The organism is Mycobacterium simiae (assembly GCF_010727605.1).
In the GTDB taxonomy this organism is placed as follows: domain Bacteria; phylum Actinomycetota; class Actinomycetes; order Mycobacteriales; family Mycobacteriaceae; genus Mycobacterium; species Mycobacterium simiae.
Genome location: NZ_AP022568.1, coordinates 351,538 through 370,912, shown reverse-complemented (window position 1 = coordinate 370,912; position 19,375 = coordinate 351,538). Strand labels below are relative to the sequence as shown.

Sequence of the window (19,375 nt, the reverse complement as noted above, 5' to 3'; positions counted from 1 at the left end):
GCTGACCGCGAGCCCAAAATGCGCCGCTGAGCTGCGTTAGCGTGACGGCGTGGCGGCGGCGATACCCATCGGAGGACCCCGGGCCGACCGTGCCCGCCGGGTTGCCGACGTGCTCCGTCAGCAGATTCACGCCGCGGCCTATCCGGACGGGCTGCCGGCCGAAAGCGATCTGGCGGCCGAATTCTCGGTGTCGCGCAACAGCATTCGCGAGGCGCTGGGCATTCTCAAACACGAGGGCCTGATCGACCGCGGTCCCAAGGTCGGCACTCACGTCGCGCAACGCAAGTACGACCACCGGATCGACTCCCTGCTCGGTCTCAAGGAGACGTTCAAACATGTCGGCGAGGTCCGCAACGAGGTGCGCGCCGCCATGTCCGTGGTCGCGCCGCCGGCCGTGGCTCGCCGGCTGCACCTGGCGCCCGGCGAGCAGGCCGTGTTCATCGAGCGCCTGCGCTACCTCGGCGACCTGCCGCTCAGCCTCGACCTGACCTATCTCACTCGCGAGATCGGCGGCCGAATCCTGCAGCATTCCTTGGAAACCAACGATGTGTTCGCACTCATCGAGCAGGTGGCCGGGCGGTCACTGGGCTCGGCGTCGCTGGCGCTGGAAGCCATTCCGGCCGACGCGCACTCCGCGGCCATGTTGCAGGTGCCCGACGGCGCGCCCGTGCTCATGCTCGAGCGTCTCACCAGCCTGGACGACGGTACTCCCGTCGACCTGGAGTACATCCGGATGCGGGGAGACCGAATCACCATGCGCGGCAACCTAATAAGGAGTAAGCCATGACGTTGATCAACAACAACCGAGTCGACGTGCCGGTTACCGTCGACGAATCGCTGTGTATTGACGGCTGCACGCTGTGCGTCGAGATCTGTCCGCTGGATGCGCTGGCCATCAACCCCGACACCGGCAAGGCGTACATGCACGTCGACGAATGCTGGTACTGCGGCCCCTGCGCGGCGCGCTGCCCGACCGGCGCCGTCACCGTCAACATGCCGTACCTGTTACGATGATGAAACACCTTGCCGCGAAGTTGATTTCGATCGCGGCCGTAGTCGCCCTGATGTCCGGCTGCTCGCTGGAATCGTTGTCGGCGACCTCCGGCGTGGTCAACGTCGTCATCGGCTATCAGTCCAAGACCATCAACACCGTGACCGCCGGGACGTTGCTGCGGGCGCAAGGCTACCTCGAGCATCGGCTCGCCGACATCACCGCCCGCACCGGCACCAAATACGCGGTGCGATGGCAGGACTACGACACCGGTGCCCCGATCACCGCGCAGATGCTCGCCGAGAAGATCGACATCGGCTCGATGGGGGATTACCCCATGCTGATCAACGGCTCCAAGACGCAGGCCAACCCGCTGGCGAAAACCGAGATTGTCTCGATCACCGGCTACAACCCCAAGGGCGCGCTGAACATGGTGGTGGTCACGCCCGGGTCGTCGGCCACCGCGTTGAACGATCTGGCCGGGTCCAAGGTCTCGGCCAGTGTCGGTTCGGCGGGACACGGCACCCTGATGCGGGCCCTGGACCGGGCTGGGATCCGCGGTGTCGAAGTGCTCAACCAGCAGCCACAGGTCGGCGCTTCAGCCCTGGAATCCGGTCAGGTGCAGGGCCTTTCGCAGTTCGTCGCCTGGCCGGGGCTGCTGGTATTCCAAGGCAAGGCGAAATTGCTGTACGACGGCGCCGAACTGAACCTGCCCACCTTGCACGGCGTCGTGGTGCGACGCGCCTACGCCGCCGCGCACCCCGAAGTGCTGGCGGCCTTCCTGCAGGCCCAACTGGACGCCACCGACTTCCTCAACTCCAAGCCGCTGGAGGCGGCCCGCATCGTGGCGCAGGCGAGCGGCCTGCCGCCGGAAGTGGTGTACCTGTACAACGGTCCCGGTGGGACGTCGTTCGACACCACCCTCAAGCCGTCGCTGATCGAGGCACTGAAAAACGATGTGCCCTACCTGAAGTCGATCGGCGACTTCGCCGAACTCGACGTCAGCGGCTTCGTGCAGGACGCGCCGCTACGCGCCGTGTTCGGTGCTCGCGGACTGAACTACGACACGGTCAGGACGGCCACGGCCAACCCGTCGGCGCTGCGCGGTGACCCGGCACGAGCCAGTGAATTGTGGCTGGATGGAACGAAATCCACCCAAACCGTGGCCGATCCGACCAGCCTGCTCCGCGCGATCCGGGACGCGACCGCCCGCGGCGGCAAGGTGCGCGCCGCCTACATTCCCGACGCCGAGCTGGGCACCCGATGGTTCGCCGACAAGGCGGTCTGGGTGCGCGACGGCCCGAACTACCTACCGTTCGGCACGCCGGCCGGTGCGCATCGTTATCTGGCCGCGCATCCCGGCGGCGCCATCGTGAATTACCAGCAAGCCCTTGGAGGTTCGGTATGACCGCTTATCTCACCGGCGACCCGGCAGCCACGGTGTCGGCGCAGGCCCTCGACGCGGCCCCGGTGGCCGGCGCACCGTGGCGGGCCGGCTCGCCGTGGCAGTGGCGGCTACTGCGGCTGGCATCGGTCCTCGCGGCGATCGGGTTGTGGCAGCTGCTCACCGCCGACAAGGTGCGGTTGCTGCTGCGCTTCGACACGCTGCCCACCGTCACCGACATCATGCACGCGCTGGGCCGCCGGCTGGGAACCTACGAGTACTGGCTCGACCTGGCGCAGTCGTTGATCCGGATCCTCACCGGGTTCGGGCTGGCCGCCGTCATCGGCGTCGTGACGGGCGTGCTGCTGGGTCGATCCCGCTTGTTCGCCAACACTTTTGGTCCGCTGGCCGAGCTGGCCCGGCCCGTCCCGGCGATCGCGATGGTTCCGGTGGCGATCCTGTTGTTCCCGACCGACGAGGCCGGCATCGTGTTCATCACCTTCCTGGCCGGCTACTTCCCGATCATGGTCAGCACCCGGCACGCGGTGCGGGCGCTGCCCACCCTGTGGGAAGACTCGGTGCGCACGCTCGGTGGCAATCGGTGGGACGTCCTCACACAGGTGGTGCTGCCGGGCATCCTGCCCGGGGTGTTCGGCGGCCTGTCGGTCGGCATGGGGGTGGCGTGGATCTGCGTGATCTCCGCGGAGATGATCTCCGGCCGGCTCGGCATCGGCTACCGCACCTGGCAGGACTACACCGTGCTGGCGTATCCGCAGGTGTTCGTCGGCATCATCACCATCGGCGTGCTGGGATTCTCGACCGCCGCGGCCGTCGAAGTGCTGGGCCGTCGGGTGACCAGCTGGCTGCCGCGCGCGCAGGAGGAGCAACGATGACCACTGCAAGCCATGCAAGCAATGCAAGCAATGCCATGCGCCTCGAACTGGACCGAGTTCGCCTGTCCTATACCGGAGTACCGGTGATCGACGACCTGAGCCTGACCGTGCGTCCCGGCGAGATCCTGGTGCTCACCGGGCCGTCGGGTTGCGGCAAGTCGACGGTGCTGCGCGCCTTGGCCGGGCTGCTGCGCCCGGATGCCGGGTGCATCGTCGCCGACGGCGCTGAGGTGAGGAGCACCTCGGGTGATCGCGGCATGGTGTTCCAGGACAACGCGCTGCTGCCGTGGCGCACCGTGCGCTCCAACATCGAGCTGGCGCTGCGGTTGCGCGGTGTCCCGCGTGCCGGCCGACGTGCGGAGGCCGACCGCTGGATCGCCGAACTCGGCCTCACCGGCTTCGGCGACTACCTGCCCAAGAGTCTGTCCGGCGGCATGCGCCAACGGGTGCAGCTGGCCCGCGGGTTGGCCGGCGCGCCGCGTGCGGTGCTGATGGACGAGCCGTTCGGCGCGCTGGACACCCAGACCCGCACGGCGATGCAGCGGTTGCTGATCGAGACCTGGAGCGCGCACCCGACCACGATCGTCTTCGTCACCCACGATGTCGACGAGGCGCTGCTGCTGGGTGACCGGATAGTCGTGCTCGGCAGGGCCGGTCAACCGCTGCGCGCCCTAGTCGAGGTGCCGGACCCGCGCGCCGATCGGCAGCGCGGCACTCTTCGTGCCGAAGTCATTGCGGCACTGGACCATTCGGCGGTGGCGGCGTGATGCAGATTCCCGACCCGGCAACGCCGGAGCGGCTGGACTGCGACGTGCTGGTCATCGGCGGCGGCACCGCCGGGACCATGGCGGCGCTGTCGGCGGCCGAGGCGGGCGCGCAGGTCCTGCTGCTGGAGAAGGCGCACGTGCGCCACTCCGGCGCGCTGGCGATGGGCATGGACGGCGTCAACAACGCCGTCATCCCGGGCAAGGCCGAGCCCGAGGATTACGTCGCGGAGATCACCCGCGCCAACGACGGAATCGTCAACCAGCGCACCATCTACCAGACGGCCACCCGCGGCTTCGCGATGGTGCAACGGCTGGAACGCTACGGCGTCAAGTTCGAAAAGGACGAGCACGGCGAGTACGCGGTCCGCCGGGTGCATCGCTCCGGCTCCTACGTGTTGCCGATGCCGGAGGGCAAGGACGTCAAGAAGGCGCTCTATCGGGTGCTGCGGCAACGGTCGATGCGGGAGAAGATCCGCATCGAGAACCGCCTGATGCCGGTGCGGGTGCTGACAGACCCCGACGATGCCGGCCGGGCGGTGGGTGCCGCCGCGTTGAACACGCGGACCGGCGAATTCGTCGCCGTCGGCGCCAAGACGGTGATTCTGGCGACCGGCGCGTGTGGCCGGCTCGGGTTGCCGGCGTCGGGCTACCTGTACGGCACCTACGAGAACCCGACCAACGCCGGCGACGGGTACGCGATGGCCTACCACGCCGGTGCCGAGCTGTCCGGCATCGAATGCTTCCAGATCAATCCGCTGATTAAGGACTACAACGGGCCGGCGTGCGCCTATGTGGCCAACCCGTTCGGCGGTTACCAGGTCAACGCGGCCGGTGAGCGCTTCGTCGATTCCGACTACTGGTCCGGGCAGATGATTTCGGAGGTGAAACGGGAGATCGATTCCGCGCGCGGTCCGATCTATCTGAAGGTCTCGCACTTGCCCGATGAGACGCTCACCGCGCTGGAGAACATTCTGCACACCACCGAACGTCCCACCCGCGGCACCTTTCACGCCAACCGGGGACACGACTACCGCACCCACGACATCGAGATGCACATCTCCGAGATCGGTTTGTGCAGCGGCCATTCGGCATCCGGGGTCTGGGTCGACGAGCACGCCCGAACCACGGTCCCGGGGCTGTATGCGGCCGGAGACCTGGCCTGCGTCCCGCACAACTACATGATCGGCGCGTTCGTATTCGGCGACCTCGCCGGCACCCACGCCGCCTCATTGCGCACCGAAGTGGCCGCGCCGCAACAGCTCCCGCAGGATCAGCTGCGCGAGGCGCACGAGCTGATCTATCGCCCGCTGCGGCATCCGGACGGCCCGCCGCAGCCGCAGGTCGAATACAAGCTCCGCCGCTTCGTCAACGACTATGTGGCGCCGCCCAAGACGGCCGCCAAACTGTCCATCGCGGTGCGCACGTTCGACCGGATGCAAGCCGAAATCGCCGAGCTGGGGGCGCGTACCCCGCACGAGTTGATGCGGGCCGTCGAGGTGTCATTCATCCGCGACTGCGCGGAGATGGCCGCGCGGTCCTCGCTCACCCGCACCGAATCGCGCTGGGGCCTCTACCACGAGCGCGCCGACCTGCCGGTCCGCGATGACAGCGACTGGGGTTATCACCTCAACCTGCGCAAGGCACCCGACGGCGACATGGTGTTCCTCAAGCGTCCCGTCGCGCCCTACCTGGTGTCGGTGCCGGAGCTGGACGGCCTGCCGCCGGCGGACCAGGCGGTGCACCCGGTGCAGCAGCCGCCGCTGGTGGGCGGCAAAGCGCCGGCCACCGCCGCGACGCGGATCACTGCCGCCGCCACCGCGTCCGAGCCGCCGTCACCGCGGATCGCCGAGGTGCTCGCCCTCGAGGAGCCCACGATCGCCGATCTGCGGCCGTACCTGGCCGACACCGATCCCGGGGTGCGCCGCACCGCCGTGGCCACCCTGACCGAACACATCCCGGACGGCTACGCGCCGGCCCTGTTCGCCGCGCTCGACGACGCCGACGCGGGGGTGCGGCGCACCAGCGCCGCGGGCATCCGCGAGTTGGTCGAGGTGTTGCCCGAACCGGCCGGCGCGGAACCGTATCTGGCGTCGCCCGATACGGTCGTCCGCGCGGCCGCGGTGTATCTGCTGGCCGCCCGCCGCGTCGGTGCGGCCGGCCACTACCGTCGCGCGCTGGACGACCCGGACCACCGGGTGCGTAGCGAGGCGGTGCGCGCCTTGGTGTCGGTCGACGACGTGGTGGGCGTCGAGCGGGCCGCCCGCGACGAGAGCAGGGAGGTGCGGATCGCGGCTGCCGCCGGCCTGGCCACGCTGCGCGCCGGTGGCGCGGCCGTTCGCGCACTGATCGGCGACCCAGACCCGCTGGTGCGGGCCGCGGCGTTGACGGCTCTGGCCGAATTAGGTTGCAGCCAAGACGATTTGGTTGCCGTCGAACGTTCGCTGCGAGCACCGGCGTGGCAGATACGCGAGGGCGCCGCACGCGCGCTGGCCGCGGCCGCGACCGAAAGCGCGGTGCCCCTGCTGGCCGAGGCGTTGTCCGACGCCCACCTCGACGTGCGGAAGGCGGCGGTACTGAGCCTGACCCGCTGGGCCGGTAATGCCGCCGCCCGTGACGCGCTGGGCCGGGCGCTCAAGGACAGCGACGCCGATGTGCGCGCCTATGCGCGGCGGGCGCTGGACTCGGCCGCTGCCGGTGGCTAGCGGAGCACGCTGCCGCCGTCGACCTTGATCACCGCGCCGGTGGCATAAGGCTGTTCGATGCAGTAGAGGTAGGCCCGCGCCACCTCCTCGACCGTGCCGATCCGTCCGAGTGGGATACGTTGTGCCGCTTCGGAGAACATCATGTCCCGGTCGGCCTCGGCCATGGTGTCCCACAACGGGGAGCGCACCATGCCGGGCGCGACGGCGTTCACCCGCACCGGGGCCAGCTCGACCGCCAGCGCGGTGGTCAGCGCGTTCATCGCGCCGCACAGGCTCACCGGCAGCACACCGAATTCGGGCTGCTCGCTGGCCGATCCACTGGTCAGGGTGATCGAGCCGCCCACCGGCAGGCGCGGCCCGAACACCCGGGCGGCGCTGCAGGCGCCGACGAAGCGAGTTTGGTAGAAGCCGGTGATCAGCTCCGGTGACAGCTCGGCCAGCGGAACCATCTGCAGCGGTTCGCCCGCGGTGTAGACCAAATGGTCGACGTCGCCCACCTGCTCGGCCAGCGTTTCGATGGAGTTCGGGTCGGCGAGGTCGACCGTGGCACCGACCGCGACGGAAGGTAGCGAGCCCAGGGCCCGCTCGACGCTGGACGCGCGGCGCGAAGCGACGATGGGTGTCGCGCCGCGTTCGGCAACGGCGGCGGCCACCGCCAGGCCGATGCCCGAGGTTCCGCCAATGATCAGGACGCGCTGGAAGTGCACACTCATGCCTCCAGGGTTGCTACGGCCGACTCGACCCGTCCAACACCCTTTTCGCTCCGCAGCGATACCCTTTCGGTATGGCCCCCGCGGATTTGGACATGCGCAAGCTGCGCTATTTCGTCGCCGTTGCGGAGGAACTCAACTTCGGCCGCGCTGCGGCCCGCCTGCATATCGCCCAGCCGGTGCTGTCGCGCCAGATTCGTGCGCTCGAGCACGAACTCGGCGTCACGTTGCTGCACCGGGACAGCCGCGGCACCACCTTGACTGCCGCCGGGTCGCGGCTGCTCGAAGACGGCCGATTCCTGCTCACCGAGGCGCAGGCGCTGCGGCACCGGCTCTCCCGAGCCGACGGCCCCGACGTGGTGGTCACCGTCGGGGTGCTGCCGGGCTTGTTCGCGACGGCCGCCGCGCGGGCATTCGAAGCAGCCGGCCCGGGGCGGCGTGTCGTGATTGTGCCGGTGACCTGGGCCGAACAGGCCGAGGTGGTCCGCCGCGGCGACGTGCAGCTGGTCTACGCTCGCTCGCCGTTCGATCTCGCCGAGTTGGCGACCACGCCGCTGCTGGAGGAACCCCGAGATGTGGTGCTACCCGCCGATGACCCGCTGGCCAAACGGCCGTCGGTGTCCTTGGCGGACCTGGCCTCGCGGCGGCTGCTGCAGAACCCGGCATCCGTGCCTGAGTGGTATGCGCTGGCCAGCCCGCAACGGCGTCGCGAGGCGGTGCAGTCCTCGGTTACCGGCGTGGAGCAGAAGCTCGAGCTGGTCGCCGCGCGCGCCGGCTTCGCGGTGCTGCCCCGGTCGACGGCCATGGCCTATCGGCGCCCGGACCTGCGGGTGGTGCCGGCCGACGATCTCGCTCCCAGTCAGGTGGTGCTGGCGTGGGACGGCGCGATTGCCGACGCGGCCCGCGACGAGTTCATCGCCGCGGCCGTGGCGTGTGCCGGGCAGACCATCGACCCGGCCTCGCCCGCATAAGATACCGATAGTTATGCTATAAAGTTCTCATCATGAGGTATCCGCCGGACCATAAAGCCAGAGCACGCGCCGCGCTGTTGCGCGCGGGCACGCAGTCGATGAAGGTTTCCGGTTTCCACGGGATCGGGGTCGACGGCCTGGCGGCCGCGGCCGATGTCACCTCCGGGGCGTTCTACTCGAATTTCGCCAACAAAGAGGCGATGCTGCAGGCGATCATCGACGCCTCGCTCGGTGAGCCGTTCCTGTCCGACGCGCAGCAGGGCAGCAAGTCCGAGCGCCGAGAAAAGCTGAACAGCTTTGTCGCGGAATACCTCAGCGTCTACCACATCGATCACCCCGCCGACGGATGCGTGATGCCGACGTTGAGCGCCGACGTGGCGCGGTCGGGAACGGCCACCCGGCAGACCTACGAACGTAAGATCGCCGAGCTGGCGCAGCGGGTGGCTGAGCTGCTCGACGGCGCCGATCGGGAACGCCGGGCGTGGAGCATCGTCGCTCTACTGGTGGGGGCGGTGTCGATCGCGCGCGCCATGCCCGACACGGGTCCGCGTGCCAGCGTGCTCGATGACACGCGGGAGACCATCGACCGGCTCATTTCTCCGGGCAAGTCTGCTGGCAAGCAACGGAATTGAGAGGAGCCGGGCCTTGCGGACGCTACACGAGACCTTGATGGGTGCGGCGATCGCTACGGTGCTGGTGTGCCTTGGGCCCGGCGGCGCCTCGTCCGCGGCTCCGGACGAGCCGACCACCCAGCAGCAGCGGGCGATCGTTGGTGCGTTCGCCAGCGCCATCGTGCACGACGACCACGCAGGCATCGCCGAACACGCCACTGACGACATCGCCTGGACCATTCCGGGTTCCAGCGTGGTGTCCGGCCGGGCGACCGGGATCGGCGACATTACCCGGCTCGCGGACACTTTCGCCCAGTACGAACTGCATATCTCTCCGCAGGGATTCGCCTTTGGCCGCGACACCGTCGCCGTCACGCTGCACGACACCGGCGAGCACAACGGCAAGCGGCTCGACCAGGACGTGGTCAATGTGCTGACCATCCGCGGCGACAAGATCTCCGAGGTCACAGCGCATCTCACGGACATCGACTCGTTCGATGCGTACTTTTCCTAACCCAGGTGGGTGGTGAACCAATCGCGGGCGGCCCGCGACGCCAGCGCGAAGCCGTCGCCGGTGTAGGCGGCGAAATGGCCCCCGGGAACGAACACGATGCTCTTCGGTTCGGCGGCCGTCTGGTACGCGGCGGCCGCGAGGTTGCCACCCGTGAGACCGTCCTCGCGGCCGACGATCATCAGTAGCGGGGTCGGCGTGATGTCGGGCAGGTAACGCGCCGGTTCGTATCCGTAGAAGTTGTCCAGGCTGCGTAGCGTCACCTCGTTGGGCCACTGCGGATCCAACTCCGCCCGCGCGTGGGTGAAAAATTGGTAGGCGTCCGCACTCGGCAGTCCCACCAGCACGGCCGGGTCCGTCCCGACCACCGGCACCACGGCCGGCGGCTCGCCGCGCGCGCGAGCGCGTCGATCCGCCGTGAAGCAACCCGGACCGACCACCTGATTGTTGACCCGGGCGAGGTTGGCGTAGGTGGCCCGCCCGCTGATGAACGGGGCTTGACCGCAGACGGCTTGCACCCGACGGTCGATCGCCGCGACGACGAACGCGTGGGCCGCGGAAAAGCTGGTTCCCCAGACCCCCACTCGTTCGGGGTCCACTTCGGATCGGTTCTGCGCGAACGTGATTGCGTGCTGATAGTCGCGGATCTGCTCCCACGGGTCGACCTCGTGCCGGGGCTTTCCGGGCGCGGTCCCGGATTCGCCCCAGCCCCGATTGTCGAAGACCAGCACGCATAGCCCCGCCGCGGCGAACACCGCGGCGAATTTGTCGAGATGGATTTTCTTGGTCGACGTCCACCCATGCGCCATCACCACGCACGGGCTCGGGCCGCGCACCTGCTGTGCGGGGTACCACCAGGCGTGCAGCAGGGCGCCTTCGGCATCGAACGTGACATCCTCGCGCAGCATCGGTTCCTCACTTTCTGGAATGCGTTGCGCTAGAGACGTTTCCATAGTCAACCCCGGGCGGTCCAATACCGAATCGGACGCCGCTCCATACCCTGCGAGCATCGCGGGGCTTGCGGTCGGCATAACAACCGTAGTATAGTGGTCGTTATCTTATCGCTTGACGGATGAGGCTAGTTTTCGTGCAGCCCTATGAATTGACCCTGGCCGCGGCCGCTCGGCAGATCCGGGCCAGGGCGTTGTCGCCGGTGGAGCTGACCGAGTCGGTGCTGGCTCGCATCGACGAGGTGGACCAGCGGATCAACGCGTTCAGCAACGTCACCGCGGAGCTGGCCACCGAGACCGCGGCCCGGGCCGAACAGGAGATCGCGGTAGGCCGGTATCGCGGACCGCTACACGGAATCCCGATCGGGGTCAAGGAAATCTACGACATGGCCGGGATGCCGAGCACCTCGAGCTCCCGCGTGCGCGCGGATTACCGGCCCGACGCGGACAGCGTTGTCGTCGCAAAGCTGCGCGAGGCCGGCGCGGTGGTAGTGGGGCGTACGCACTCCCACGAGTTCGCCTACGGAGTCGTCACCCCCCAGACCCGCAACCCATGGCGCGCCGACCGCATCGCGGGCGGATCCAGCGGGGGTTCGGCGGCGGCCGTCGCCGTCGGGGCGTGCTTCCTCGGGTTGGGCAGCGACACCGCCGGTTCCATCCGCATCCCCGCCGCGCTGTGCGGCACCGTGGGGCTCAAACCCAGCTACGGCAGGGTGTCCCGCACGGGCGTGACACCGTTCGCGGAGTCATTGGATCACGCCGGCCCGCTGACCCGCACCGTCGAGGACGCGGCACTGGCGATGAACGTGATGGCCGGGTATGACCCGCGCGACCCCGGTTCGCGAGACATTCCCGTACCGGACTTCACGGCCGGGCTGCGCCGCGATGTGGCCGGGACGACGGCCGGGGTCCCGGTGAACTTCTTCACCGAGCACCTCGATCCACAGGTCAGCGGCGCCGTCGAGGCGGCGTGCGCCCGACTGGCCGATCTGGGGGTGCGGCTGCGAGAAGTCCGGCTGCCGCTGACCGAGGAGGTGATGGATACCGAGTTCGGCATCCTGCAGCCCGAGGCGACCAGTTTTCACCGGGACATGCTGCGCGAGCACGGCGATCTCTACACCGACGAGGTGCGTGCGGCACTGCAGGCCGGCATGTCGGTCCTGGCGACGGATTACCTTGCCGCACAGCGCAAGCGGGCCCTCTTCCGACAGCAGTGGAACGCGCTTTTCGATGAGATCGACATTCTGCTCACCCCGACGGTGCCGGTCGCCGCGATGGATGCCGTCCAGCCCGAGGTGACTTGGCCGGACGGGCTCACCGAGGGGCCGGTGCAGGCGTACATCCGGTTCTCTGCCCCCGCGAATCTCGCCGGTCTGCCCGCGCTTTCGGTGCCGTGCGGATTCACCCACGACGGCCTGCCGATTGGTTTACAGCTCATCGGCCGCGTCTGGGACGAGGACACCGTGCTACGCGTGGGTCACGCCTACCAGACGGCGGCTGGCTGGGCGACCGGCACGTCCGCAGCGTGACTGTCGATCGTTGCCGATCGTGGCGACGCTCAGCTCGGCTGCGTCACGATCTCGGCCGCACGCTCGGCGATAGCGAGCACGGTCGCGTTTGTATTCGCAGACACGATCGCCGGCATGACGGAGGCGTCCGCGACACGAAGGCCTTCGATGCCACGCACGCACAGCGCGCTGTCGACGACAGCGAGGCTGTCGTTGCCCATTCGGCAACTGCCAACAGGATGAAAGTAGGTCGTTGCGCTGCGGCGGACGAACTCGCCAAGGGCCACTTCATCATTGACTGTCGTGCCCGGCATCAGCTCGGCTCGTCGCCATCGACTGAGCGCTTCACCCGCCCCGATGCGACGGGCTAGGCGCAGGCCTTTCACCATGCGTTCGACGTCGCGTTCTTCGGCCAGAAAGTTCGGGTCTACCAGCGGTGCCGCGGCGGGATCCGCCGATACCGCGCGGACACTGCCTCGGCTTGTCGGGGACATCAGGGCGAACATGACGGAGTAACCGATCTCCGTTGACGCCGAGCAGCGCGGCGCCCACGGGCCCGGGTTGAGGATGAGCTGGATGTCGGGGGCAACCGTGTCGTCGCTGCGACACAGCACATAGGGCAGTAGACCGGCGGCTGCGTCATCGGACAATGGTTCGTCGAGCTGATAGACGACGAGCATCCGTGGCACGGCCGGTTCGATGACCATCATCAGCGCCCTCGCAACGATCCAGGTACGGCAATAAAGACTCATAGTCCCAGCCCTCGGCGCCGAGTCCCGCCCATGCGTCGTAGCTGTCGCGGCTGGCGCGCAAGTGGAGTGCGGCGTTAATGGCGCTCGACCCGCCGAGTACTGGTCCCAGCGGATAGTGATGAGTAGCGCCGCACGTGCCCGCCTGGGGCGTGGTCGAATATCCCCAAGTCGACCTGCGAACCGCACAGCGTGAACGATGCCGCCGGATCCGACATGCGTGCCGGACCCTCGGCGGGGCCCGCTTCCACCAGCGCTACCCGGGTATCGGGATCCTGCGAAAGGCGGGCAGCGAGCACACAGCCGGCCGTCCCGGCTCCGACAATGACGTAATCAACATCAATCATGGTGAAATCTCCTGCAGGGAAGTCAGATTCGGTGCGTGGAACGCAACAGATCGGCGGCCCGCTCACCGATGATCACGCAGGGCGCCATGATGTTCGCGGTCGTGATCCGGGGCATGATCGAGGCATCGGCGACACGGAGGTTGTCGATGCCACGGACCTTGAGCTCGGAGTCAACCACCGACATCTCGTCGCGCCCCATCTTGGCCGTACCGCACTGGTGCCAAAAAGTTCGCGTCGCGTCGCGGGCGAACGATTCCAGCTCTTTTCCAGACAGGTTGCCCGGCATCACCTCACGTTTGACGTGCGGCCTCAGTTCGGCCGAGTTCCCGATCTCTCGCGAAAGGGCGATACAGGCCAACGCCGCGTCGACATCTGTACGCTCGGCCAGCGCATTAGTGTGGATGAGCGCCGGAGCGGTTGAGTCGTTGCTGGACAACCGTATTCGCCCGCGGCTGCGGGGATGGGCAATCGCGGAGAACATCGTCCACCCATGTGGCGGCAGCCCGTACTTGACGGTGTTTTCGGGTGTCGACAGCGGCGCCTCCGCTTGCCAGATGAAGATGTCCGGGGTATCGCTCGAGGGATCGATCTGCTCGAAGACCACCACCTCTGAACCGTTGTTGCGCAGCGGCAGAGCATCATCGGGGTATTCCCAGACACAGTCGAACGCAGTGTGATCTTGCAGGTTTCGGCCCACCCCGGGCAGGTGATGTACGACCTCGATGTCGACCTTGCCGAGTTCGTCGCGGTCGCCAATCCCGGAGAGCATGAGGACCTTCGGCGTGTTGATCGCACCGAGCGAGAGCACGACTTCCGAATCCGCTAATACCACGTGTTTTCGTCCGCGGTAAACGATTTCGACGCCGCGAGCGCGATGCTTGTCGACGATCACGCGGTGGACCAGTGCCTCGGGAAGGACCGTTAAGTTCGAACGATCCAGGTAGGGGTAGGTATAGCTCCGGAAGATCGACAACCGTCTTCCACCGCATACCCGCAAATCGCCGATGGCCACGCCGCGGGCCGACTCCATCATGCGGCCATTCGCGTTCTCGTAATGCGGAAAACCAAGAGCTTTCGCACCCTGCAGCATCGCCAGCGCGACTGGATGGGGGTTGGGCGCAGGCTGGACAAACACCTCGCCGCCGGTGCCGCGGTACGCCGGATCGGGATCCCCGTGCCAGTCCTCGATCCGTCGATAGATGTCCCACACAGAGCGAGAGTTCCACGCAGGGTCGCCGGACTCGTAGGCGAACAAGTCCCAGTCGCGGGCGTGCCCGCGTGACCACACCATCGCATTGATACTGGACCCGCCGCCGAGCACCTTTCCCATCGCCATCGGTAGGTGACGGCCATTCAGGTGAGGTTCCGGCTCGCCGATATAGCACCAGTCCCGGTCGCTCCCGATGTTCGTCGGCCAGGCGCGGGGGTCCACGACGGCTGGCACGTTGTCCGCGCTGCCCGCCTCGAGTAAAAGAACATGCACGAAGGGGTTTTCGGCGAGTCTGCGCGCGATCACCGATCCGGAAGAGCCTGATCCACACACCACAAAGTCGTAAACGCCGCGCAGCGCAGCGCGCAGGTATCGCTGATTTTCCTGGACCTTCCGGTCGAATTCGACGTCGCTATAGCGGGCCACACGCTCGGCTTCTGCCTCGCTAATGTCAGAACTTGCGGTCATTTCACGACTCCCCGATCGATGCGGCGATGACGCGTGCCCGCTCTGGCGGCCGTGTAACGGTATTAGCATGCGCGTCAACGTCATTGGAGGCTCCAACGCCTTGCGCACCAAGTTAGGGTCGTTGAAAAGATTCGTCACCCGGCTGTCCGCTCAGCGGACATTCGGCTCGGGAAGGTTACGCCGAGAGTTGCCTGGCGACTTCGTCCGCGGCGCGCCGAATCAGGTTGGCGAATCGGTTCGACGGTGTTTCGACGGGTGTGGAGATCTGCAGCGCCGCTTCGGTGCGCCCGTCGACACGAATCGCTGATGCGTAGCAGGTCAGTCCCGAGTACACCCGGGCGTCGTCATAAGCCCACCCGTTCACGGGCGCGACTCGCTGCGGTGCGGCACTGGGATCGAAGACGAGGGCCCCGGCGGATGCCCCCGGCATCTCGATACCGGAATAGATGGGCGTCGCCAACGGCACTTGCCCCGGTAAGACTTCGAGAGCGATATAGCCCTGTCGCTGCGGGACGACCAGTGAAATTGTTGCGCCCGTCCTGGAGCGTAAGGCCTGCATCATCTGCAGCCCCTTTTCCCGAACGGCGGCATGGGGGTCGGAGCCGCGCGCGATTTCTGCGAGCAGCGGCGCCGCTACGTATCGTCCATCGTTGAGCCGTTCCACCGCGCCGACCGCTTCCAACTGCGCAAGCAAGCGGTAGACCGATGATCGGGGGATCCCCGTGATGCGTGCGAGTTGGGTGTGTTGATGGCTTCGTCCGGTATCCGGGAGGGCCTGCAAAATCCGGAAGGCGCCGTCCAACACGCCGCGTCCGCTCGTCCAGCGCCGGTGCCGTGGTTCGTCGGGCAGCTCGCGATGCCGCAAACCCGGTTTGTCCCCGCTGGTCACTCCACCCTCGTTTCGATCCGTCGGCCTCGCGGCCACCGGCAAACTTCGCCGGCGACGTCGCCGATAGTTGCCAGGGTACGTGCCGAGTACTGCGCCGACGCGGCCTCAGCGCAATGTTTTGGCGTAGAGCAGGCTGTCTTGGGGCTCGGCGCCCAGGTTGGGATACACGGCATGGCGGGGCAGTCGTTTCTCGAGCACGAATCCGGCGCGCTCCAGCAGCCGCGCCGACCGATCGTTGTCGACACTGCAGGTCGCCCAGACGCGCGACACGTGGGCGTCGGATTCCAGCGCGGCCAGCAGCATCGTCAACACCTCGGACATCAAGCCCTTGCCCCACCATTTGCGGCCCATGCAGTAACCGATTTCGACCGATTCCGGTACCGGCCGCCGGCAGCTGGTCAGCCCGATGACCTCGCCGCTGTGCTGCAGTTCGATCGCCCAGGTGCGCTCCTGGTCGGTGGCGTTGAGTTTCTCGGCGATCACCCGCCGGGTCGTCGCCACATCCGGATGCGGGGACCACAGCAGATATTTCGTCACCGCGCGATCACGAGCGACCCGCTGGAACAGCGGACCTGCGTCCTGCAGGGTGGGCAGTCGCAGTACCAGCCGGGGGCCGGCGATCCGATCAGGCGGGTAGGCGACCATGCCGCTACAGGCCGAGCGCCTGATAGGTGCGGCGAACGAACTTCGGTTGGGCGGTGCGCAGTTTCGCCAAGGACGTGTTGCCTGCGACGGCGGTCGCCGCATCGACGGTCAGGTCGGGCAGGTTCTGAATGAGATAGATCAGGATCAGATCCGCCGTCGGATCGGCCTGCCACCACGTGCCGTACGCGCCCGGCCAGCTGAACGTGCCCACCCCGCCCGGCCCGAACAATGGTGCGGCCTTAGCGGGATCGGTCACCACCGACAGGTTCAGCCCGAAACCGCGTCCCATCCAGTACGGCGCACCCAGGAAGTCGTGCCGCTTCTGCTCGTCGGTCAGCCGGTCGGTCCGCATCAGCCGGACCGATTCGGGCGAGAGCACGCGTACCCCGTCCACGCTTCCATCGCCGAGCAGCATGCGAACGAACCGCAGGTAGTCCTCGGCGGTCGACCACAACCCGCCGCCGGCGTTGCAGAACGCGGGCGGCGTGATGTGCGGGGGACCCATCACGTCGTGTCGCAGCCGATGATCATCGTCGAGCGAATACATGGTCGCGGCGCGTCGGCGGGCCTGCACGGAGACGAAGAATCCGGTGTCGACCATCCCCGCCGGCCCCAGCACCCGCTCGTCGAGCACCTGGTGGAAGGGTTTGCCGTCGATCCGAGAAGCGATGACGCCCAACAGGTCTATCGAGTGGCTGTAGGTGACCCGTTCGCCGGGCTGATGCACCAGCGGCAACTTGGCCAGCTCCGCTAGCCAGACGTCCGGGCCCTGGTTGAACGGCAGCCGCAGGTAGGCGCGCGAGATCGGCCCGGACACCGAGAATCCGTAGGCCAGGCCGCTGGTGTGGGTCAGCAGATCCTCGATCAGGATCGCCCGGTTCACCGGGTGGGTGCGGTCCAGGGGGCCGTGCCGGTCGTCGAGCACCCGCACGTCGGCCAGCTCCGGAGCCCACAGCGCGATGGGGTCTTTGAGGGTCAACTTGCCCTCGTCGACCATGGTCATGATCGCCGCTACCGTGACCGGCTTGGTCATCGACGCGATGCGGAACAAGGTGTCTTTCTGCATGGGCAGACCGGCGTCGACGTCGCGGTAGCCGATCTCGTTGATCTGCAGGATCTCTCCGCGTTGCCACACCACCGTCACCGCACCGGCGAGCAGGCCGGCGTCACAGACCTCGCGGATGGATGCCTGATTGCCTTCGAGATTCACCCGGTTCAGGTTAGCGGCCCTTATCGGTGCTGGTCGTCCCCGGGCTGCACGAATGCTTGCAGGCGGCGGCGGGTCTGGTGATCCGGTGCGCCGGGCTCGCCGTCTCGGTGTCTGCCCCGGGTGTAGTCGCCTTGCCACTCCACTCGGTCCCCGGCGGCCACCCGCGCGATCTGTTCGGCGTGCTTTGCCGCGTCACGTTCGCGAAGGAAGAGTTGATGTTTGCGGTGCAGATCTTCGTCGGCGGCGATGCTACGCAGTTCGGGGCCGAACTCTTCCAGTTCGGCGCGCCGCTGCGGGACGATCATGCAGATCGGCTCGTCCACGTCGAAGCGCACCGGCATCATTTTCCGGGTGAGTTTCCAGCTCATGCTGAAACTCGCGCTTGCCCAGTCGGTTTCGACGATGCCCTCCAGGGCGCACACGCCGTCCTTGGGATAGTTTGCCGGGCCGCGGACCAGCAGGTTGTAGCCCGGGGGAGTGCGAAATAGCAGCGGCAGACGCCAGGTGAGGATGCCGTTGCCGAAGTGGCTGGCGGGCAGTAGCTGGTTTGCCGCGTATTGATCGGGTTCGATCAGCACGTCGATGCCGTCGTTTTGCGCTACCCAGGTGGCGTTGAACGCGCACGGGTTGCGTAACTCCCACCCACTTTGGTTGGCAATCAGCATCGGCAGGCATCGGCTCGGCCAGCCTTTGTCCGCGTCCGACTGGGCCGACATCCACGCCCGGGTGATCGGTGCCGGAATGATCTGCGGTGCGTTGTCGCCGGTGATGTAGCCGATCAGTGGACGGGCCGGCCTGTCGTCGCTCACGCGAGACAGATTAGCCGCGTTTGCGGTAGCGCACCGACTTCGGCTTCGCGTTACGCCGGCCTTTCTTGCCGTGCCGGAATGAAGGCGCGCAGCTGGCGTCGGGTCTGGTGATCCGGTGCCCCGGCGTCGCCGTCGGTATGCCTGCCCTGCATGTAGTCGCCTTGCCATTCCACCTGCTCGCCCGCGGCGAGCCGGGCGGTTTGTTCGATACGTTTCGTCTCGCTGCGGGAGCTCAGGAAGTACTCGTACTTACGCTGCAGTTCGATGTCGGACGCAATGCACCTGAGCTCGGGAACGAACTTCTCCAGCTCGCCCCGGCGCTGCGGCACGATCACGCAAATCGGTTCGTCGACGTCGAAGCGCACCGGCATCAACTTGCGGGTGAATTTCCAGCTCATGCTGAAACTTGCACTCGCCCAATCGGTCTCGACGATTCCTTCCAGCGCGCAGACGGCGTCCTTGGGGTAGTTCGCTGGGCCGCGAACGAGCAAATTGTAGCCGGGCGGAGTGCGAAACAGCAGCGGTAGATGCCAGGTGAGAATGCCGTCGCCGAAATGGCTGACGGGCAGCAACTGGTCGGGATCGCGCTTGGCGGGCGCGATCAGCACGTCCACGCCGTTCTCCTCGCCCAGCCAGGTGGCGGTGAATGCGCTCGGATTGCGCAGCTCCCAACCGCTTTGGTTGGCGATCAGCATGGGCAGACACCTATTGGGCCAGCCCTTCCGGTCTTGCGCCATCTCTCGCATCCAGGTTCGGCTGGACCGCGCCGGTGTGATCTGCGGTGCATTCTCCCGGGTGACGAAGCCGATCAGCGAGCACGACTGCCCGTTGGAGGGGTCACTCACGCGGGTCAGATTATTTGGGAAAACAGGGAATTCGCTGTGAGTCATCGTTGGAGGTGCTTATGGTGCCGTCGACAACACCGGGTGTCAGAACAGGGCGCCGGCGCGGTCTTGTGCGCGCCAAAGTTTCGCGATGGTTTCGGTTGGGCAAAGGTACGGCAGCGTAGCCCGCGTCGCGACGGCGGACATCGACCGCATGGCTTTAGTG

The 19,375-nt window shown here is 67.2% G+C and carries 21 protein-coding genes; 10 read left to right on the top strand and 11 right to left on the bottom strand.

Annotated elements, in window-relative coordinates:
• The first annotated feature begins 49 nt into the window (after window positions 1-49).
• From G6N33_RS01555 to G6N33_RS01530, 6 genes are read left to right on the top strand one after another with little or no spacing between them, the layout of a single operon-like run.
• Window positions 50-787, top strand: a complete 738-nt coding sequence (locus tag G6N33_RS01555) for a GntR family transcriptional regulator (protein WP_044511288.1) — start codon at window positions 50-52, stop codon at window positions 785-787.
• On the top strand, window positions 784-1,014 hold the full coding sequence (locus G6N33_RS01550; RefSeq protein WP_044511289.1) for a 4Fe-4S dicluster domain-containing protein: 231 nt from the start codon (window positions 784-786) through the stop codon (window positions 1,012-1,014). The genes G6N33_RS01555 and G6N33_RS01550 overlap by 4 nt, the downstream gene beginning before the upstream one ends.
• Window positions 1,011-2,399: an ABC transporter substrate-binding protein gene (locus tag G6N33_RS01545; protein WP_044511290.1), complete on the top strand. Its 1,389-nt coding sequence runs from the start codon at window positions 1,011-1,013 to the stop codon at window positions 2,397-2,399. Before G6N33_RS01550 ends, G6N33_RS01545 begins: the two co-directional genes overlap by 4 nt.
• Complete coding sequence (locus G6N33_RS01540; RefSeq protein ID WP_044511291.1) at window positions 2,396-3,268, top strand: ABC transporter permease; 873 nt, start codon at window positions 2,396-2,398, stop codon at window positions 3,266-3,268. The genes G6N33_RS01545 and G6N33_RS01540 overlap by 4 nt, the downstream gene beginning before the upstream one ends.
• Window positions 3,265-4,035: an ABC transporter ATP-binding protein gene (locus G6N33_RS01535; RefSeq protein ID WP_044511292.1), complete on the top strand. Its 771-nt coding sequence runs from the start codon at window positions 3,265-3,267 to the stop codon at window positions 4,033-4,035. The genes G6N33_RS01540 and G6N33_RS01535 overlap by 4 nt, the downstream gene beginning before the upstream one ends.
• Window positions 4,035-6,737, top strand: a complete 2,703-nt coding sequence (locus G6N33_RS01530; RefSeq protein WP_179962654.1) for a fumarate reductase/succinate dehydrogenase flavoprotein subunit — start codon at window positions 4,035-4,037, stop codon at window positions 6,735-6,737. The genes G6N33_RS01535 and G6N33_RS01530 overlap by 1 nt, the downstream gene beginning before the upstream one ends.
• Here the strand turns inward: G6N33_RS01530 and G6N33_RS01525 are convergent.
• On the bottom strand, window positions 6,734-7,450 hold the full coding sequence (locus tag G6N33_RS01525; RefSeq protein WP_044511295.1) for an SDR family oxidoreductase: 717 nt from the start codon (window positions 7,448-7,450) through the stop codon (window positions 6,734-6,736). The genes G6N33_RS01530 and G6N33_RS01525 overlap by 4 nt on opposite strands.
• A 71-nt stretch (window positions 7,451-7,521) precedes the next feature.
• Between G6N33_RS01525 and G6N33_RS01520 the strand changes: the two genes are divergently transcribed.
• Genes G6N33_RS01520 through G6N33_RS01510 form a run of 3 tightly spaced genes read left to right on the top strand, consistent with a single transcriptional unit; the run spans window position 7,522 to window position 9,543 of the window.
• Window positions 7,522-8,418 (top strand): LysR family transcriptional regulator, encoded by an 897-nt coding sequence (locus G6N33_RS01520; RefSeq protein ID WP_044511296.1) that lies wholly within the window; start codon window positions 7,522-7,524, stop codon window positions 8,416-8,418.
• A gap of 32 nt (window positions 8,419-8,450) precedes the next feature.
• Window positions 8,451-9,050 (top strand): TetR/AcrR family transcriptional regulator, encoded by a 600-nt coding sequence (locus G6N33_RS01515; protein ID WP_049919288.1) that lies wholly within the window; start codon window positions 8,451-8,453, stop codon window positions 9,048-9,050.
• A 13-nt stretch (window positions 9,051-9,063) separates the two neighbouring features.
• Window positions 9,064-9,543 (top strand): nuclear transport factor 2 family protein, encoded by a 480-nt coding sequence (locus G6N33_RS01510; protein ID WP_163771442.1) that lies wholly within the window; start codon window positions 9,064-9,066, stop codon window positions 9,541-9,543.
• Here G6N33_RS01510 and G6N33_RS01505 read toward each other — a convergent pair.
• Window positions 9,540-10,448 carry an alpha/beta hydrolase gene (locus G6N33_RS01505; RefSeq protein WP_049919427.1) on the bottom strand — a complete coding sequence of 303 codons (909 nt, stop codon included), beginning with the start codon at window positions 10,446-10,448 and terminating at the stop codon, window positions 9,540-9,542. The two genes, G6N33_RS01510 and G6N33_RS01505, sit on opposite strands and share 4 nt — an antisense overlap.
• Window positions 10,449-10,612: 164 nt before the next feature.
• Between G6N33_RS01505 and G6N33_RS01500 the strand changes: the two genes are divergently transcribed.
• Complete coding sequence (locus tag G6N33_RS01500) at window positions 10,613-12,019, top strand: amidase (RefSeq protein WP_232069455.1); 1,407 nt, start codon at window positions 10,613-10,615, stop codon at window positions 12,017-12,019.
• 29 nt (window positions 12,020-12,048) lie between these two features.
• Here the strand turns inward: G6N33_RS01500 and G6N33_RS27280 are convergent, their stop codons facing one another.
• From G6N33_RS27280 to G6N33_RS01465, 9 genes are all read right to left on the bottom strand, one after another.
• A complete protein-coding gene (locus G6N33_RS27280) occupies window positions 12,049-12,705 on the bottom strand; it encodes a GMC family oxidoreductase (RefSeq protein WP_232069454.1) in 657 nt (218 codons plus the stop codon).
• A complete protein-coding gene (locus tag G6N33_RS27815; protein ID WP_332107471.1) occupies window positions 12,638-12,829 on the bottom strand; it encodes a hypothetical protein in 192 nt (63 codons plus the stop codon). Before G6N33_RS27815 ends, G6N33_RS27280 begins: the two co-directional genes overlap by 68 nt.
• Entirely contained in the window at window positions 12,825-13,094 is a 270-nt protein-coding gene (locus G6N33_RS27810; RefSeq protein WP_044511302.1) for an NAD(P)-binding protein, read from the bottom strand. The genes G6N33_RS27815 and G6N33_RS27810 overlap by 5 nt, the downstream gene beginning before the upstream one ends.
• 22 nt (window positions 13,095-13,116) lie before the next feature.
• On the bottom strand, window positions 13,117-14,673 hold the full coding sequence (locus tag G6N33_RS01490; protein WP_044513268.1) for a GMC family oxidoreductase N-terminal domain-containing protein: 1,557 nt from the start codon (window positions 14,671-14,673) through the stop codon (window positions 13,117-13,119).
• Between the two features lie 274 nt (window positions 14,674-14,947).
• Window positions 14,948-15,661, bottom strand: a complete 714-nt coding sequence (locus G6N33_RS01485; protein ID WP_044511303.1) for a helix-turn-helix domain-containing protein — start codon at window positions 15,659-15,661, stop codon at window positions 14,948-14,950.
• A gap of 105 nt (window positions 15,662-15,766) precedes the next feature.
• Window positions 15,767-16,306, bottom strand: coding sequence for a GNAT family N-acetyltransferase (locus G6N33_RS01480; RefSeq protein WP_044511304.1), 540 nt, complete (start codon window positions 16,304-16,306; stop codon window positions 15,767-15,769).
• A gap of 4 nt (window positions 16,307-16,310) precedes the next feature.
• On the bottom strand, window positions 16,311-17,516 hold the full coding sequence (locus G6N33_RS01475; protein ID WP_044511306.1) for a serine hydrolase domain-containing protein: 1,206 nt from the start codon (window positions 17,514-17,516) through the stop codon (window positions 16,311-16,313).
• Between the two features lie 20 nt (window positions 17,517-17,536).
• Window positions 17,537-18,325, bottom strand: coding sequence for a DUF6065 family protein (locus G6N33_RS01470; protein ID WP_044511307.1), 789 nt, complete (start codon window positions 18,323-18,325; stop codon window positions 17,537-17,539).
• A gap of 50 nt (window positions 18,326-18,375) precedes the next feature.
• The gene (locus G6N33_RS01465; protein WP_044513270.1) at window positions 18,376-19,170 is read right to left on the bottom strand and encodes a DUF6065 family protein; all 795 of its coding nucleotides are present in this window, start codon (window positions 19,168-19,170) and stop codon (window positions 18,376-18,378) included.
• Between the last annotated feature and the right edge of the window lie 205 nt (window positions 19,171-19,375).

Coding starts and splice junctions, on each gene's coding strand:
- G6N33_RS01550 (WP_044511289.1), top strand. CDS start 784: ATGACGTTGATCAACAACAACCGAGTCGACGTGCCGGTTACCGTCGAC.
- G6N33_RS01545 (WP_044511290.1), top strand. CDS start 1,011: ATGATGAAACACCTTGCCGCGAAGTTGATTTCGATCGCGGCCGTAGTC.
- G6N33_RS01540 (WP_044511291.1), top strand. CDS start 2,396: ATGACCGCTTATCTCACCGGCGACCCGGCAGCCACGGTGTCGGCGCAG.
- G6N33_RS01535 (WP_044511292.1), top strand. CDS start 3,265: ATGACCACTGCAAGCCATGCAAGCAATGCAAGCAATGCCATGCGCCTC.
- G6N33_RS01530 (WP_179962654.1), top strand. CDS start 4,035: ATGCAGATTCCCGACCCGGCAACGCCGGAGCGGCTGGACTGCGACGTG.
- G6N33_RS01525 (WP_044511295.1), bottom strand. CDS start 7,450: ATGAGTGTGCACTTCCAGCGCGTCCTGATCATTGGCGGAACCTCGGGC.
- G6N33_RS01520 (WP_044511296.1), top strand. CDS start 7,522: ATGGCCCCCGCGGATTTGGACATGCGCAAGCTGCGCTATTTCGTCGCC.
- G6N33_RS01515 (WP_049919288.1), top strand. CDS start 8,451: ATGAGGTATCCGCCGGACCATAAAGCCAGAGCACGCGCCGCGCTGTTG.
- G6N33_RS01505 (WP_049919427.1), bottom strand. CDS start 10,448: ATGCTGCGCGAGGATGTCACGTTCGATGCCGAAGGCGCCCTGCTGCAC.
- G6N33_RS01500 (WP_232069455.1), top strand. CDS start 10,613: ATGAGGCTAGTTTTCGTGCAGCCCTATGAATTGACCCTGGCCGCGGCC.
- G6N33_RS27280 (WP_232069454.1), bottom strand. CDS start 12,705: ATGGTCATCGAACCGGCCGTGCCACGGATGCTCGTCGTCTATCAGCTC.
- G6N33_RS27810 (WP_044511302.1), bottom strand. CDS start 13,094: ATGATTGATGTTGATTACGTCATTGTCGGAGCCGGGACGGCCGGCTGT.
- G6N33_RS01480 (WP_044511304.1), bottom strand. CDS start 16,306: ATGGTCGCCTACCCGCCTGATCGGATCGCCGGCCCCCGGCTGGTACTG.